This is a genomic window from Peribacillus sp. YIM B13482, assembly GCF_042787975.1.
In the GTDB taxonomy this organism is placed as follows: Bacteria; Bacillota; Bacilli; order Bacillales; family DSM-1321; genus Peribacillus; species Peribacillus simplex_A.
Genome location: NZ_JBHZPF010000002.1, coordinates 115,110 through 130,187, shown reverse-complemented (window position 1 = coordinate 130,187; position 15,078 = coordinate 115,110). Strand labels below are relative to the sequence as shown.

Here is a 15,078-nt window from a genome sequence, read left to right as displayed (position 1 = left end):
TGAAAGGTTTGAATGGAGATGTCAATGCATTGGCAAGAATTGCTCCCAGCTGATTCATATTTGGTCTCATCTGCGGGGCTGCTTCATGATTATGATCGGAAAATACTTACCCGACTTTATCAACCTCTTATTGGACCTATCTGTATTAGCCTATATATGACGTTATGGAGTGAGTTGGAGGAAAACAGGCTATGGTCGGAAACCTCCTCACATTATCAATTAATGAATACAATCGGCCTTAAGTTAGGTGATATTTACGAAGCCCGGCTTTTACTTGAGGGAATCGGTTTGTTGAATGTATATAAGAAATCGAAAAATGAGACAAAGGAATTTATCTATGAGATAAATCCGCCGCTTTCCCCCCAACAGTTCTTCACGGATGGAATGCTGAATATTTATTTATACAAAAAGATCGGTAAAGCACAATTCAACCGGTTAAAGAGATTCTTTTGTGATGATCATATCTTAACGGATCAATATGAAGGTGTGACTAAATCTTTTGCGGAGGTATTCTCATCAGATCATTTGGACTCTTTATATGTAACGGATGAAGCAAAAAACGAATGGAACCCCATTCCTGATCAGCAATATATCGACCGGACGGATGGCGTCGAGCCTTCGGGATTTGACAACTTATTCGATTTTGAACTTTTATTAGCCGGGATGAAATCTTCGATCGTACCGAAAAAGGCCTTTACCCCGAAAATTAAAAGTACGATTGCCAAACTTGCTTTTTTATATGGCATTGATCCGCTTGAAATGCAAAAACTAGTAATGGATGCCGTTTCATTGGATGATGAGATCGATGAGGAAATGCTCAGGAAGGCGGCAAGGGACTGGTATCAGATCGAACGGCAGGCAGACATGCCTTCCCTGGTCAATCGGGTGCAGCCGATTCGTGAACGGACCCAAAAAGAAGAACCGAAAACACAGGAACAAGAGCTAATCCGGCATTTGGAGACGATATCCCCACGGGAGCGGCTAATGCAATTGTCCGGCGGCGCAGAGCCATCAAGCGGTGATTTGAAAGTGGTGGAGGGCGTGATGATCAACCAAAAGCTGAATCCTGGTGTCGTCAATGTCTTGATTGAATATGTCATGCTCAAAACGGATATGAAGTTCACGAAGGGCTATGTGGAAAAATTGGCAGGCCATTGGGCACGGCTGAAGGTCTCCACCGTCATCGAGGCGATGGAACTAGCTAAAAATGAACACCGGAAATATCAGGACTGGGCTCAAGGGAGCAGGAATGCTGCGAAGGGCGGCCGGAAAAAGACGATACGGGAAGAAGTGGTTCCGGAGTGGCTTGAGAAAAAAGAAGAAGCACAGCAAGAGCAGAATGCGGATCAGCCCGAATTGAATGCCCAGAAACGTGAGCTTCAGGAAAAATGGAAGCAGTGGAAAGCAGGAGGTGAAATGAACGATGGAAAAGATTAATAGATCCCTGAATAAATTGGCCAATACAAACCAATTTCAACAGCGTTATGAAAAGCTGAAACAGGAGATTTTTGAAGATGAACAGGTGCGGTTATTTTTGAATGCCAACAGTTCGACGGTCACGGAAGACATGATCGAAAAAAACTTGGGGAAGCTTTATGAGTTCACTTCACAAAGCAATAAGTGCGATAAATGTCCAAGCTTGGACGGCTGCATCAATATGATGCAGGGGTATTATCCCAAATTGGTCGTTCAAGGGAAGGCCCTGAATCTGCATTATGAAATCTGCCCGCGGAAATTGGCAGAGGATGAAAAGCGGAAACGTGAAAAATTGATCCGCAGCCTTTACGTGCCGAAGGATATTTTAAAGGCGACCATTGATGACTTCACTCAAACGGATGATCAAAACAAACGCTTAGGTGTTTTAAGTAAAGCGATGTCGTTCATTATGGAGTATGAACCAGGCAAAAGGCAAAAAGGCTTATATATATATGGTAAATTCGGTGTTGGGAAAACGTATTTATTAGGTGCGATTGCCAATGAACTTGCAGAAAGGCAAATTTCCTCCCTTATTGTCTATGTACCTGACTACTTGAGGGAACTTAAGGGTTCGATAGGTGACAATACGGTCAATGAAAAAATTGAGATGGTGAAAACGGCACCGATCCTCATGCTGGATGATATTGGAGCGGAGTCCATGACAAGCTGGGGACGCGATGAGGTTTTTGGCCCGATTTTGCAATTTAGAATGCTGGAAAACCTTCCGACGTTTTTCACTTCGAATTTTGACATGAATGGCCTGGAGAATCACCTGACCTTTTCACAGCGTGGTGAAAAGGAAGAAGTGAAGGCGGCCAGGGTACTGGAAAGAATTCAATATTTAGCGGAGCCGGTCAAGCTTGATGGCGTGAATCGGAGAAGATGAAGAAAAGTGGTCTCTTAATGGAGGTCACTTTTTTCTTCTTACAAGGTCCATCCCACTTCTAAACACGTCCCCATCCCCATATACATGAAAAAAGAAGCAAGGGGGAAGGGGGGATGTCGTAGTGCAAATTTCGTTTCAAAACGATTCAGAGGCATTGAAATTACTGGATTTCGTTTCTGTCCATCCACTGGGGGCAGAATTTCAAGCATACATTCGATTTCTTCCGCAACAAGGCATGCATGTGGATATGACGGAGTCTTCAGGTGATAAGTGGCTAATTCTGCTTCGTGATGCATTTCATTCTTTTTTATTGGAAGAAAAGACGCTTCCTGTTCTGGAGCAAATAATAGTCGGTAAATTTTTTTATCGGGAACGGGAAGAAATAGAAGCCATCATTGAAATTGCATCATCAATCATCGAGGTGGAAAGAGCCAGGAATCAAGAGGAAGCATTCAGTACGGAGAAACGATTGATTGAGGAAGGACTTCAAAGCATCTTGGCTGGAAAGGTATCTTTTTCATTCGATTCTTTTACGACCTTCCGTTTAAAATCATTTCAGCAAACTTTGGAAAAGTATGTCGTCAAGGCGATTGATGAATATAAGCTAGAACAGGACTATCAAAATTTCATTGCCACTCTCCGTGATTGCCTTCATGGGCAGGAGTCGAAATTAAGAAAGCTTCACTTGGTCAACCGGGATGGTTTTCATTTCTATGATCAGAAATTCAGCAAACTCGACCGTCCAAAAATCAATAGTATGATCGACAGGAGGCTTCTTGCCAAAAGTTCACTTTTTCTCGATACGGTGATACTTGCCCCGCTTTTATCGATTGCTCCTGAAAACTTGTGCATCTATACCGATGACAAGGAAGAAGGGCTGATTCAGACCATTTCAAGGATTTTCGAAGAACGGGCGACCGTCCTGCCGCTTTCGTCCTTTTCAAATGCATTTGAATAATCTTTCTTCGTAAAAAGAAAATTAACCTTGATTTTCACTGTATAACAAATTATAATTTCCTACATACTATTAAAAAACTAAAAGTTATGATGAGGACAAGGGTATTCTAGTCGCCGATTATCAGAGAGGGGAGCCAACAGGCTGTAAGCTTCCTATTCGCATGGAACACTTACCACCTTTAAACTTCGGCTCGGAAAGCAGGCATTTTGCGAATATGAGCTGACGGGAAGCTGCCGTTACCAAGTTACAAGTGCCGTTTTGCCGTGAAAAGCAAGATGGAACGAGGGTGGAACCGCGGGTTAATGATATTTATTACTAAGCTCGTCCCTGTTTTATACAGGGGCGGGCTTTTTGTGTTGTAATGGAATCAAAAACCCTTAATTTGTTTGAACAATAAGAAGGAGTGAAACGGAATGTCTGAATTACTGAAAATATCTTTTCCTGACGGAGCTGTCAAGGAGTTTGCTAAAGGCACAACAACTGAAGAAATCGCTGCATCCATCAGTCCTGGTTTAAGGAAAAAATCCATTGCTGGAAAATTCAATGGTGAATTATATGATTTGAAACGCCCGATTGAACAAGACGGCACAATCGAAATCGTAACACAGGACGTAGCGGATGCTCTTGAAATATTGCGTCACAGTACAGCACACTTGATGGCACAAGCGATCAAACGTTTGTACAAAAACGCCAAATTCGGTGTAGGGCCAGTCATTGAGGGCGGTTTTTACTACGATATGGATCTGGAGGAATCATTGACTCCTGAAGACCTGCCATTGATTGAAAAAGAAATGAAGAAAATCGTCAACGAAAACTTGGAAATTTCCCGCATCGAAGTGAGTCGTGATGAGGCCATTTCCCGTTTTAAAGAAATAGGCGACGAGTATAAACTGGAGTTGATCGATGCGATTCCAGCCGATCAGCAAGTAACGCTCTATGAGCAAGGGGAATTCTTTGACCTTTGCCGTGGAATTCACGTTCCATCAACCGGAAAAATCAAAGAATTTAAGCTATTGAGCATCGCTGGTGCATACTGGAGAGGCGATAGCAAAAACAAAATGCTTCAGCGCATTTACGGAACGGCTTTCTATAAAAAAGAAGATTTAGCCGAACACCTGCGTTTCCTCGAAGAAGCGAAGGAACGTGACCACCGTAAAATCGGTAAAGAATTGAACTTGTTCATGAGCTCACAAAAAGTGGGACAAGGATTGCCGATGTGGTTGCCAAAAGGCGCGACCATCCGCCGGACAATCGAAAGGTATATCGTGGATAAGGAAGAACGCCTTGGTTACGACCATGTCTACACACCTGTAATGGGAAGCGTGGACCTTTATAAAACTTCTGGACACTGGGATCATTACCAGGACGGCATGTTCCCTGTCATGGAAATGGAAAACGAACAGCTTGTCCTGCGTCCGATGAACTGTCCGCATCACATGATGGTCTATAAAAACAGTATCCACAGCTACCGCGAACTGCCAATCCGGATTGCCGAGCTTGGTTTGATGCACCGCTATGAAATGTCAGGTGCCCTTTCCGGCCTTCAACGTGTACGTGGGATGACATTGAATGACGCGCACATATTCGTCCGTCCAGATCAAATCAAAGAAGAGTTCAAGCGTGTTGTGAACCTGGTTCAGGAAGTATATAAAGATTTCGATATCAAGGATTATTCATTCCGTCTGTCATATCGCGATCCGCAGGATACAGAAAAATATTTCGATGATGATTCCATGTGGGAAAAAGCACAAAGCATGTTAAAAGGTGCTATGGATGAACTTGGTCTTGATTATTTTGAAGCGGAAGGTGAAGCGGCATTCTACGGTCCTAAGCTTGATGTCCAGGTTCGTACTGCCTTAGGGAAAGATGAAACGCTTTCCACTGTTCAGCTTGACTTTTTGCTCCCTGAACGTTTTGATCTTAATTATGTCGGTGAAGACGGCAAGCAGCACCGTCCGGTTGTAATCCACCGCGGGGTCGTTTCCACAATGGAACGTTTCGTCGCTTACTTGATCGAAGAATACAAGGGAGCATTCCCGACTTGGCTGGCACCTATCCAAGCACAAGTGATTCCGGTCTCACCTGAAGTGCACCTGGATTATGCGAAAGAAGTGCAGGAAAAACTTAAAGCGCAAGGCATTCGTGTCAACCTGGATACACGTGACGAGAAAATCGGTTATAAAATCCGTGAAGCACAAATGCAAAAAATCCCGTATATGCTGGTTGTTGGAGACAATGAAGCCAAAGAAGGCAGTGTGAATGTACGAAAATACGGTGAACAAAAATCGGAAACAATCGCTTTTGAAGATTTTGTTGCGGCGATTAAAGCGGAAGTAAGCCGTTAACAGCAAAAGGGGGGCACATATCGTTGTGTCCCTCTTTTTAATTAAGGCATGATAAAATGAAACCATCATGTGAATATATGTCCGGCAATGAAAAGGAGGGTCAGCATGAAAAAGAAATTTTCTTATCTATTTGGGCCAACATTCCTTGCCATCATCATCTTATTGTTATTGGATGGTTATCGGCAATATGCGATTGTCCCGGTCCTGATTTTTTGGATAGCTCTATATTCTTGGGACACCATTGAGAAAAGGAAAAAGGCGAAAGAAAACTCTTAACATTTGATGGTTCTATCCGTATGGCCTGTAAAAAAAGAGGGAGTGGAAGAGATGGAAATTCGAAAGGCTACGGGGCAAGATGCAGGGAAATTGGCAGCTCTGATCAATCATGTTGAAGATTCCGGGTTCATGTTGTACAACCCGGGGGAAAGAAAAGCAACGGAGAGTAAATTGGAGAGGCAAATCGAGCAAATTGAAAATAACCCCCGCTCCGTTTTCCTCGTTGCAGCAAGCGGCGACGACTTGATAGGGTATCTCATCTTATTGGGCAATAATCTTAGCAGAACAAAGCATTCTGCCATAATTGTTATCGGCATCTCCGAACAAGAGAGAGGAAAAGGAGTCGGTACGAAGCTGTTTCAACAAATGGAGGAGCAAGCACTTGAATATGAAATCCGGCGCCTTGAATTGACCGTTATTGCCAACAATGAACCGGCACTTTCCCTTTATAAAAAGATGGGTTTTGAACTAGAAGGAACGAAACGGGACTCATTATTTTTCGATGAAAGCTATCATGACGAATACTATTTGTCTAAATTACTTTAAAAAACGTATTGTCAAATAACAGAATGTCTGATAATATTAATTTTGTTGTGAAAAACGTATAAAATAGCATTTGACAAGTCATCAGTGTTTATGATATATTTCTAAAGTGAATTGAATACGTGTTTGAGGAAAAGAAGAAGCACCCGCTTCTCACCTGGTTGACGCAAGCAATGCAGTTAACAGGTCATGATTTGATTATTTGGATCTTTCTGAATGAGTCTATCAGTGTGGGTGCAGCATGCATCCACACTTTTTTATTATGATTAAATCCTGTAAGCGAGTTGTGAGCGTGACCGAATTGATTCAAATATTCGTATTCGCCAATATCTTTGGAGGTGGCTAACTATTAGTAAAGACGCGATGGTAAACGAGGGCATCCGAGCCCGTGAAGTTCGTCTTATTGACCAAAACGGAGAACAACTTGGAATTAAAACGAAATTCGAAGCATTGGAAATTGCCGCTCGTGTAAATCTTGATCTAGTTTTAGTTGCTGCAAATGCAAAGCCTCCGGTAGCCCGGATCATGGACTACGGAAAACACCGCTTCGAGCAGCAAAAGAAAGACAAGGAAGCACGTAAAAATCAAAAGGTCATCAGTCTTAAAGAGGTTCGTTTGAGCCCGACGATTGAAGAACATGATTTCAATACGAAGCTTCGCAACGGTATTAAATTCCTTGAAAAAGGCGATAAGGTAAAAGCTTCTATCCGATTCAAAGGACGTGCCATTACACATAAGGAAATTGGTCAACGTGTACTCGTTCGTTTTTCTGAAGCATGTAAAGAAGTGGCTACAATCGAGCAACATCCAAAAATGGACGGACGCAGCATGTTCATTATCTTAGCACCAAAAGCTGAAAAGTAATTGTAAAGTAATTTGTAATGAGGAGGAATACCTTATGCCTAAAATGAAAACTCACCGCGGATCTGCTAAACGTTTCAAAAAGACTGGATCCGGCAAACTTAAGCGTTCTAACGCTTACACAAGCCATTTATTTGCTAACAAATCTACTAAGCAAAAGCGTAAGCTTCGCAAAGCTAGCCTTGTAAGCAAAGGTGACTTCAAACGTATTCGTCATATGCTAGACAATATTAAATAAGTTCGATTTATCGAGTTAAATAGGAGGGAAATAACATGCCACGTGTAAAAGGCGGTACTGTTACTCGCAAACGTCGTAAAAAGGTAATAAAATTAGCTAAAGGTTACTATGGCGCGAAACATATTCTTTTCAAAGTAGCTAACCAACAAGTAATGAAGTCAGGAAACTATGCTTTCCGTGACCGTCGTCAGAAAAAACGTGATTTCCGCAAACTTTGGATCACTCGTATCAACGCTGCAGCACGCATCAACGGTCTTTCTTACAGCCGTTTAATGCATGGTCTAAAGCTTGCTGGTATCGAAGTGAACCGCAAAATGCTTGCAGATCTTGCTGTTGCTGACGAACAAGCTTTTGCTCAATTAGCAACTGCTGCTAAACAACAATTAGACAAATAAGTCTCACTGATATCAGCCACTCTCTTTTCAAGAGGGTGGCTTTTTACATAGTTAAAGGAGGAGATGAGGATGCAAGTAGCATGGTTCATTGTAGCTTATGTGATCATCACGAACATCATCGGTTTTGCCATAATGGGAGTAGACAAAAGGAAAGCGCGTAATCGGGAATACCGGATCAGCGAAAAGACACTTTGGTTTTGGGCGGTTATAGGTGGAGGAACAGGGTCATTTCTGGGGATGAAGCATTTCCGCCATAAGACGAAGCATGCCGCTTTCAAGTGGGGCCTGCCGATATTGATGATTATTCAAATAGGCTTATTGATTAAGATATTCATACAATGGTAATATGTAGCCCGTATGATGTATATGCTTGTAGAAGCAGCAAAGAGTAGCTGGAGGGAGAGCATGAATGATAAACTGACACTTGTGATGAGCTACGTTCAATCTGGCAGCGTGTTTGCACCGTTGATATTTATCACTTTTCATCTATTAAGGCAATTTTTATTCATTCCCGTCATTGTAGTTTGCATGTCCGGCGGAGTTTTATTCGGGGCAGCTTTAGGAACCATATATTCCGTAATCGGTTTGACGTTGTCCAGTATGGCCTTTTATTTCGTGATCGGCAAATTTCCGAAAACAAAGGATAAGCTGCTGCGCCTTAAGAATAAGCTGTTTGGAAACCGAAAGCTAAACAGCCGGCAAATTGCAGTACTGAGACTAATACCATTCATACATTTTTATCTTTTGTCGCTTTGCTTATTGGAATCCAATAAAGGATTGAAAAACTATTTTTATCTATCCTTCATGACTAATATCCCCGTAGCCTTCGTATACACGGTTTTTGGCCACTATATTGCAGATTTCAGTCCGACTCTGATCGTCATTATTTTATTATCATTGACCTTATTGCTATATTTATTGAGGGAGAAGCAGACGGTCGTACCATGGAAGGAATTTTTCCGTTCACATGATTAATATGGAGCCTTGAGTTCGTTTCTCAAGGCTCTTCATAACGCGCGGTATTTTTCACTATTCCAAAAATTCCTTAACTGGGCTTTTCCAATCAATGACGGCATCCGGATATTGTTTTTTTATGGCTGCCTCGATTTTTAAAAAGTCATTTCGCTTCAAGCCTTTCAGGCCTGCCACTTTTTTCGGCCATATGAAGATGGAGATGACTTCAAAGGAGCGTTCCGTCGTACCTAAATACTTTTCCCCTTCAAACATCACCCCGTTGTATGTCAGTAAAAAATTCTTTCGTATATTGGCTGTATCATCGAGCAAAAAGAATTTTTTCTGTTCATGTGCCAGCTCTAATTTTCTTTTCGGATTAAATAGGTATTTGATGACTGTATATATTAAGAAGATGATGAGAGCCAAAATAATGAACCGCATGATCAATACCATGGAGCTACCTCCCTAAACAGAGTGATTCCCTTCATTTACGTATGGGTTTTTAATAAGTTTCATTTATTTGATATAATTTAAAGGAAGACGATAGAAAGTAGTGATGATAATGAACATAGGTAAATTATTGGACATGCAGGCGGCTTTAGATGAGCATATACAATCCAAGCATGATTTGGGTGCTGAAGACTTGGTGGAACGTAAGATACTTGCCCTTTTAGTGGAGCTTGGCGAGCTGGCTAATGAAACGAGATGTTTTAAATTCTGGAGTCTAAAAGGCCCCTCTGATAAAGAAACGATTTTAGCTGAATATGTGGATGGCATTCATTTCATTTTGTCACTCGGGATCGAACGGGGATTCGTGCCGGAAGTCCCATCTTCCCTCAAGGTGCAGCATAGGGATTTGACAGCTCAATTTACTGCCATTTACGGCTACATCAGTGAATTTCGCACGCAATTGACAGAGTCATCTTTCCAAAAGGTTTTTGCTGAGTATTTGCATTTAGGGGAGTTGCTTGGATTTTCGGCAGTGGATGTGGAAAAAGCATATGTAAGTAAAAATGAAGTGAACTATGAACGGCAAAAGCAAGGCTACTGATTGTTAATGCAATCGATTTTCTGTATAATTATTCTTATAATGTAATTAATAGGGAGGTAAAAGCATGGTTCAATTAGATGAAACGTTAAGAATGCTGCGGGATTTAACGGATGCTAAGGGCATTGCAGGAAATGAAAGTGAAGTAAGAAAAGTGATGACCGAATACATAACACCATTTGCTGATGAAATATCGACAGATGGCCTGGGAAGTTTGATTGCGAAGAAAACGGGAGATGCAAACGGTCCGAAAATCGTCGTTACGGGGCATATGGACGAAGTCGGTTTCATGATTACCCAAATTGATGATAAAGGATTTTTGCGTTTTCAGCCGGTAGGAGGCTGGTGGTCACAGGTCATGCTGGCCCAACGCGTGACGATCGTTACAAGTAAAGGTGATGTAACTGGCATTATCGGTTCCAAGCCGCCACATATCCTGTCAGCGGAGGCGAGGAAAAAGCCGATTGATATTAAGGATATGTTTATTGATATTGGTGCAACAAGCAAAGAAGAAGTTAGCGAATGGGGTGTGAAGCCAGGGGATATGGTTGTGCCATATTTTGAATTCACGGTCATGAATAATGAAAAGATGCTGCTTGCCAAAGCCTGGGACAATCGAATTGGCTGTGCAATTGCCATTGATGTGCTTAAACAGCTGAAAGATTGCGACCATCCTAATGTAATTTATGGAATTGGTGCGGTGCAAGAAGAGGTCGGCCTGCGTGGTTCTAAAACATCCACATTCAAAATTCAGCCGGATATCGGTTTTGCCGTCGATGTCGGCATAGCTGGTGATACACCGGGGGTATCCGATAAAGAAGCGATGAGTAAGATGGGTGAAGGTCCGCAAATCGTCATCTATGATTCGTCGATGGTGGCGCATAAGGGATTACGCGATTTCGTCACCGACACGGCTGATGAAATGAATATTCCTTATCAATATGAATCGATTCCGGGTGGTGGGACGGATGCCGGCTCCATCCATTTGACGGCAAATGGAGTACCTGCTCTGGCGATCACGATTGCCACACGCTACATTCATTCACACGCAGCAATGCTTCACAGGGATGATTATGAGAATGCCGTTAAGCTCATTGTCGAAGTGATCAAACGCCTGGACCGTGAAGCGGTAGATCGGATCATTTACGAGTAAGAGAGTGAAATATGAAAATGGAGAGGGCCTAATTAGGTCCTCTCCATTTTTTCCTCATTTCTATTTATCTTCGACGATTATATAGACCGCTTTGATTGGCCCATGGACGCCGACGACAAGATCCATTTCGATATCGGCGGAATTGCTCGGTCCTGTTATGAAATTAATGCAGGAAGGAACGATTTCGCCCCGGGTTACTTTCGAACGAATGGCCGCCGCAGCCTGGGTCATTCGCGGAACGATAGTGCTTTTTGGAATGATGGAAACATGGCAGGAAGGAAGGAAGCTGATGGAACGGCCGTGGTCCTTGTCGCTGAACAAGACGACGGTCGCTGATTCAGCTAGTGTCATTTCACTGAATGTGATTCCAATGTTAGCACTCTCGGCTTTCTCGATATTTTCTTTCCCTGCTTGGTGATCCCATACATGGACATCTTTTTCCTTTAAGATATCCTCTAACTTATAGGCAGAAAATCGATCGTCCTTAGGGATGATCAAGGGGCCATTTCCAAGTTCCTCGATCACCTGTTTTAAACACTGCATCACTTGCTTGGAGTCGGTAAGGTGAAACTGAGTATGTACCCGTTTACATTGCTCCTCCAATTCCGCGACAAGATCATTTGGTGTCGCATGTTTCAAAACTTCTTTTTGGGGGGCATGCTTCCATACGGGAACGGAAATGCCTTCCGTAATAGGAGCCCTTCCCAGGTTTTTGGCTATATTGTTTAAAAATGTCCCTTCATTGTGGATGGTTCCATTCATGATGGTTTCCCTCCTGTTTCCCGATTTTTGAACCAGTCCCGAAAGCTCTCTTTCCCTGGAGCAGGGAACTCGCGGCTTTCTGTCCAAGTTTTGAGTGGTCCCGGTCCTTTTGAGATGATATCCCCAGTTTTAAAAGGAGACATCGCTGATGGGGCCATTTTGGAACCGAACTTATAAAGCATAGGCGAGGCCGCACCGATTCCAAAAGCCTTCATGGCCATCTTTTCTGTAAATGGAGCCATTTTTTCCTTTTCAACGATGACTTCACGATGCTTCCTCAGTAAATCGTGGAGAGGGATCTTTACCGGGCAGGCATCAGTACAGGCAGCACAAAGAGTTGAGGCATACGGCAGCTCCTTGAAATCATCATACCCTCCGAGCAAGGGTGAAAGCACAGCACCGATTGGTCCAGGATATATTGAACCATATGAATGGCCGCCAACCTGGCGATAGACCGGGCATACATTTATACAGGCAGCACAGCGAATGCATTGAAGAACGGATTGAAATTCAGTTCCTAAAATGGAGGATCGTCCATTATCTACGATCACAAGGTGGAATTCCTCAGGTCCGTCTACATCGCCTTCATCACGCGGACCGGTAAGTGTGGTGATGTAACTGGTCAATCTTTGACCGACAGCGCTTCTTGTCAATAAACTGACAAGGACTTCGAATTCATCGAATGTAGGCACAAGCCGTTCCATTCCCATCACGGTGATTTGCGTTTTTGGAAGGGCAGTGACCAAATCGGCGTTTCCTTCATTCGTCACCAAACCGATCGAGCCCGATTCCGCAATCGCAAAGTTGCAGCCGGTAATTCCCACATCGGCGTTTAAGAAATCTTTCCGGAGAATGCCCCGGACATGGGCGGTTAGCTCTTCCGGTTTTTCGGTTTGCGTATACGCAAGCTTCTCTTTAAAAACATCTCTTATCTGTTCTTTATTTTTATGGAGAGCAGGTGCCACGATATGGGAAGGGGGATCATGATCATCCACTTGTAAAATGTATTCACCAAGGTCCGTTTCAACGACATCGAGGCCAACTGCTTCCAAAGTTGCATTCAAATTGATCTCTTCCGTGACCATCGATTTGGATTTCACGACTTTTTTGGCATTCTTCTTTACAATGACATCTTTGATATAGCCGCTTGCTTCCTCAGCCGTTTCAGCGAAGAAGACATGACCGCCCCTTTTCGAAACGTTTTCTGCAAGCTGGTGCAAATAGAAATCAAGGTTGCTGAGCACATGCTGCCGGATTTCTTCCCCAAGGGAACGCCAATCCTCCCAACTTCCCAATTCATCAACGGCCATCAGCCGCCGTCCGTGTAATCGTTCTTGGGCACTCGAAACGGCCAAACGCATAAAATCATTATGTATTCCTTCATCCACCCGGTCTTTAAACTTGGCAGAGCTGGTTTTCATAGCCATCGTCTTTCCCTCCTCGCTTTCTTTAAATACTATTCAGGACTTCCGCAATATGGAGCACTTTCACCGGTTGCCCCTTCCTTTGGATCCGTCCACCGATATTCATCAAACATCCTGCATCCCCACCTATTAAAATATCTGCCCCGGTATCTTCAATATTGCAGACTTTTTCCTCAACCATTTGCCCGGAAATGTCACCCATCTTAACTGAAAAGGTTCCCCCGAATCCGCAGCAATTTTGAGCATCTGGCAGAGGTGTCATTTCCAGTCCCTTAACATGGCTTAACAAAATGAAAGGTGCCTCCTTAACCTTAAGCAGCCGTGTCATATGGCATGAAGTATGATAAGTGGCCTTTCCCTTAAGGGTCGCCCCGACATCGGTCACTTTTAAGACATCCACGATGAATTGGGTCAATTCATATGTTTTATCCGCTAATGAGGCGGCTTTCTTTTCCCATTCGGCATCGCCTTTGAAAAGGACCGGATACTCTTTGAACATCGCTGCACAGGAACCGGAAGGGGTTACGATATATTCAGCATCGGCAAACGTTTTAATCATCTTCTTCATAGCTTCCTTCGAATCTTTCGTATACCCGCTATTATATGCCGGCTGTCCACAGCATATCTGGGATTCCGGGAAATCGATCTCACAGCCTAATCTCTCGAGTAGCTCCACTGTTGCCTTACCGACATTGGATTGAAATAAATCAACTAAACATGTTGCAAAGAGAGTAACTTTCAATCTGAACTCCTCCTTTTTCGAATAGGTTAACAGGTCATCTGATGACTGAAAAATAGAAAAAGGAAATGGTTAAGAGAATAAACCAATTTCCAATATTTAAATGTAGTAATCGTTTTCAAAGTAATATATCAATTTTATCTTTGTTTGTATAGAGTATTTTTGAAATTTATAAGAAGATCAACTATTCTTTTGCTGTTTTTTTTGGATGACCCGGTTCAGTGATTCCTCGACGCTTTGAAGGTGAAACAGCATGGCATTGCGGGCTCCAGCTTCATCTTGTGCCACGATTGCATCATAGATCCGCGCATGCTGCTGATAAAGCTGCTTAAGTGTCATCTCTTCGGAATAAAGCGCAACCCGACGGATATCACGCATCTTTTCCGTCATTAATTCTGAAACGTGGTTCATCAATGTAATCAGCAGCTCATTTTGTGAAGCGTTTGCCACTGCAACATGGAAGGCAATATCCGCTTTATCACTAAGTTCTTCATCGGCGGATACCTGTTCCATATCAAAAAGCCTTTCCTTGAGTTCGATAAGGTCTTCTTCCGATCTTTTCTTCGCTGCCACTTCTGCCGTCCCAGACTCAAGGATTTTTCTAACTTCCAGCAAATGCTTGATATTATCTTGATCCATCAAAAGGGCAGCAGACAAGGGATGGTTCATGATGGTAGGGTCGAAGGTTTTAACGAATGTCCCTTCCCCTTGTTTTATTTCAATGAGACCCATTGAATTTAATGCACTTAATGCTTCACGGATGGCCGGACGCCCGACTTGGAAATTTTCCGCAAGCTGCTGAATGGAATCCAATTGTTCACCTGGTTTCAGATTACCAGACCGAATCATTTCATAAAGTTCATCGCTGACTTCTTCATAAATTTTTTTCGGCTTTATTTTTTTATACACCAAGTAGTAGCACCTCTATTTTCTATGAGTTTCTCTGGTTAATATTATATAACACAAATGATCTTGCACACATTTCCAGAAGGTTAAAAATTAGCAAAAAATAAAAAAAAT

General features: G+C 42.8%; 18 protein-coding genes and 1 other annotated feature. Of the genes, 13 read left to right on the top strand and 5 right to left on the bottom strand.

Annotated features, from left to right (window positions below; genetic code table 11):
- The first annotated feature begins 24 nt into the window (after positions 1–24).
- The 11 genes from ACFX4L_RS02175 (at position 25) to ACFX4L_RS02125 (ending at position 8,953) form a co-directional block, all read left to right on the top strand.
- A complete protein-coding gene (locus tag ACFX4L_RS02175; RefSeq protein ID WP_250211691.1) occupies positions 25–1,437 on the top strand; it encodes a replication initiation and membrane attachment family protein in 1,413 nt (470 codons plus the stop codon).
- The gene (gene dnaI, locus ACFX4L_RS02170; protein WP_061464344.1) at positions 1,424–2,362 is read left to right on the top strand and encodes a primosomal protein DnaI; all 939 of its coding nucleotides are present in this window, start codon (positions 1,424–1,426) and stop codon (positions 2,360–2,362) included. The genes ACFX4L_RS02175 and dnaI overlap by 14 nt, the downstream gene beginning before the upstream one ends.
- Positions 2,363–2,483: 121 nt before the next feature.
- On the top strand, positions 2,484–3,320 hold the full coding sequence (gene ytxC, locus ACFX4L_RS02165; RefSeq protein WP_061464343.1) for a sporulation protein YtxC: 837 nt from the start codon (positions 2,484–2,486) through the stop codon (positions 3,318–3,320).
- Positions 3,321–3,733: 413 nt separating this feature from the next.
- Complete coding sequence (gene thrS / locus ACFX4L_RS02160) at positions 3,734–5,665, top strand: threonine--tRNA ligase (RefSeq protein WP_377403779.1); 1,932 nt, start codon at positions 3,734–3,736, stop codon at positions 5,663–5,665.
- 105 nt (positions 5,666–5,770) lie between these two features.
- Positions 5,771–5,941, top strand: a complete 171-nt coding sequence (locus tag ACFX4L_RS02155; protein ID WP_155727366.1) for a hypothetical protein — start codon at positions 5,771–5,773, stop codon at positions 5,939–5,941.
- Between the two features lie 51 nt (positions 5,942–5,992).
- A complete protein-coding gene (locus ACFX4L_RS02150; RefSeq protein WP_061464341.1) occupies positions 5,993–6,487 on the top strand; it encodes a GNAT family N-acetyltransferase in 495 nt (164 codons plus the stop codon).
- Between the two features lie 125 nt (positions 6,488–6,612).
- Positions 6,613–6,749, top strand: a sequence feature (ribosomal protein L20 leader region).
- Positions 6,750–6,847: 98 nt separating this feature from the next.
- Entirely contained in the window at positions 6,848–7,348 is a 501-nt protein-coding gene (gene infC, locus ACFX4L_RS02145) for a translation initiation factor IF-3 (RefSeq protein WP_057911473.1), read from the top strand.
- 34 nt (positions 7,349–7,382) lie between these two features.
- Positions 7,383–7,583, top strand: a complete 201-nt coding sequence (gene rpmI / locus ACFX4L_RS02140) for a 50S ribosomal protein L35 (RefSeq protein ID WP_034309070.1) — start codon at positions 7,383–7,385, stop codon at positions 7,581–7,583.
- A gap of 35 nt (positions 7,584–7,618) precedes the next feature.
- On the top strand, positions 7,619–7,978 hold the full coding sequence (rplT, locus tag ACFX4L_RS02135; protein ID WP_034309067.1) for a 50S ribosomal protein L20: 360 nt from the start codon (positions 7,619–7,621) through the stop codon (positions 7,976–7,978).
- A 69-nt stretch (positions 7,979–8,047) separates the two neighbouring features.
- Positions 8,048–8,323, top strand: coding sequence for a DUF1294 domain-containing protein (locus ACFX4L_RS02130; RefSeq protein ID WP_061464340.1), 276 nt, complete (start codon positions 8,048–8,050; stop codon positions 8,321–8,323).
- 60 nt (positions 8,324–8,383) lie between these two features.
- Positions 8,384–8,953, top strand: coding sequence for a TVP38/TMEM64 family protein (locus tag ACFX4L_RS02125; RefSeq protein WP_061464339.1), 570 nt, complete (start codon positions 8,384–8,386; stop codon positions 8,951–8,953).
- Between the two features lie 54 nt (positions 8,954–9,007).
- On the opposite strand, the gene ACFX4L_RS02120 is transcribed toward ACFX4L_RS02125, so the two are convergent.
- A complete protein-coding gene (locus tag ACFX4L_RS02120; RefSeq protein WP_061464338.1) occupies positions 9,008–9,385 on the bottom strand; it encodes a hypothetical protein in 378 nt (125 codons plus the stop codon).
- Between the two features lie 109 nt (positions 9,386–9,494).
- Between ACFX4L_RS02120 and ACFX4L_RS02115 the strand changes: the two genes are divergently transcribed.
- On the top strand, positions 9,495–9,983 hold the full coding sequence (locus ACFX4L_RS02115; protein ID WP_061466158.1) for a dUTP diphosphatase: 489 nt from the start codon (positions 9,495–9,497) through the stop codon (positions 9,981–9,983).
- 64 nt (positions 9,984–10,047) lie between these two features.
- The gene (locus ACFX4L_RS02110; RefSeq protein ID WP_377381247.1) at positions 10,048–11,133 is read left to right on the top strand and encodes a M42 family metallopeptidase; all 1,086 of its coding nucleotides are present in this window, start codon (positions 10,048–10,050) and stop codon (positions 11,131–11,133) included.
- Between the two features lie 60 nt (positions 11,134–11,193).
- Here the strand turns inward: ACFX4L_RS02110 and ACFX4L_RS02105 are convergent, their stop codons facing one another.
- The 4 genes from ACFX4L_RS02105 to ACFX4L_RS02090 all read right to left on the bottom strand — a co-directional run bounded on the left by ACFX4L_RS02105 (position 11,194) and on the right by ACFX4L_RS02090 (position 14,970).
- Positions 11,194–11,898: a LutC/YkgG family protein gene (locus tag ACFX4L_RS02105; protein WP_317776950.1), complete on the bottom strand. Its 705-nt coding sequence runs from the start codon at positions 11,896–11,898 to the stop codon at positions 11,194–11,196.
- Positions 11,892–13,322 carry a LutB/LldF family L-lactate oxidation iron-sulfur protein gene (locus tag ACFX4L_RS02100; protein WP_289319919.1) on the bottom strand — a complete coding sequence of 477 codons (1,431 nt, stop codon included), beginning with the start codon at positions 13,320–13,322 and terminating at the stop codon, positions 11,892–11,894. Before ACFX4L_RS02100 ends, ACFX4L_RS02105 begins: the two co-directional genes overlap by 7 nt.
- 22 nt (positions 13,323–13,344) lie before the next feature.
- Complete coding sequence (locus tag ACFX4L_RS02095) at positions 13,345–14,061, bottom strand: (Fe-S)-binding protein (RefSeq protein WP_125160119.1); 717 nt, start codon at positions 14,059–14,061, stop codon at positions 13,345–13,347.
- Between the two features lie 177 nt (positions 14,062–14,238).
- Positions 14,239–14,970, bottom strand: a complete 732-nt coding sequence (locus ACFX4L_RS02090) for a FadR/GntR family transcriptional regulator (RefSeq protein ID WP_377403776.1) — start codon at positions 14,968–14,970, stop codon at positions 14,239–14,241.
- Positions 14,971–15,078 lie beyond the last annotated feature (108 nt).

Bases quoted from the DNA above. Each gene is read 5' to 3' on its own strand.
- infC (WP_057911473.1), top strand. From the start codon at position 6,848: ATGGTAAACGAGGGCATCCGAGCCCGTGAAGTTCGTCTTATTGACCAA.
- rplT (WP_034309067.1), top strand. From the start codon at position 7,619: ATGCCACGTGTAAAAGGCGGTACTGTTACTCGCAAACGTCGTAAAAAG.
- ACFX4L_RS02150 (WP_061464341.1), top strand. From the start codon at position 5,993: ATGGAAATTCGAAAGGCTACGGGGCAAGATGCAGGGAAATTGGCAGCT.
- ACFX4L_RS02175 (WP_250211691.1), top strand. From the start codon at position 25: ATGCATTGGCAAGAATTGCTCCCAGCTGATTCATATTTGGTCTCATCT.
- ACFX4L_RS02100 (WP_289319919.1), bottom strand. From the start codon at position 13,322: ATGGCTATGAAAACCAGCTCTGCCAAGTTTAAAGACCGGGTGGATGAA.
- ACFX4L_RS02125 (WP_061464339.1), top strand. From the start codon at position 8,384: ATGAATGATAAACTGACACTTGTGATGAGCTACGTTCAATCTGGCAGC.
- thrS (WP_377403779.1), top strand. From the start codon at position 3,734: ATGTCTGAATTACTGAAAATATCTTTTCCTGACGGAGCTGTCAAGGAG.
- dnaI (WP_061464344.1), top strand. From the start codon at position 1,424: ATGGAAAAGATTAATAGATCCCTGAATAAATTGGCCAATACAAACCAA.
- rpmI (WP_034309070.1), top strand. From the start codon at position 7,383: ATGCCTAAAATGAAAACTCACCGCGGATCTGCTAAACGTTTCAAAAAG.
- ACFX4L_RS02155 (WP_155727366.1), top strand. From the start codon at position 5,771: ATGAAAAAGAAATTTTCTTATCTATTTGGGCCAACATTCCTTGCCATC.
- ACFX4L_RS02130 (WP_061464340.1), top strand. From the start codon at position 8,048: ATGCAAGTAGCATGGTTCATTGTAGCTTATGTGATCATCACGAACATC.
- ACFX4L_RS02115 (WP_061466158.1), top strand. From the start codon at position 9,495: ATGAACATAGGTAAATTATTGGACATGCAGGCGGCTTTAGATGAGCAT.
- ACFX4L_RS02120 (WP_061464338.1), bottom strand. From the start codon at position 9,385: ATGGTATTGATCATGCGGTTCATTATTTTGGCTCTCATCATCTTCTTA.
- ACFX4L_RS02110 (WP_377381247.1), top strand. From the start codon at position 10,048: ATGGTTCAATTAGATGAAACGTTAAGAATGCTGCGGGATTTAACGGAT.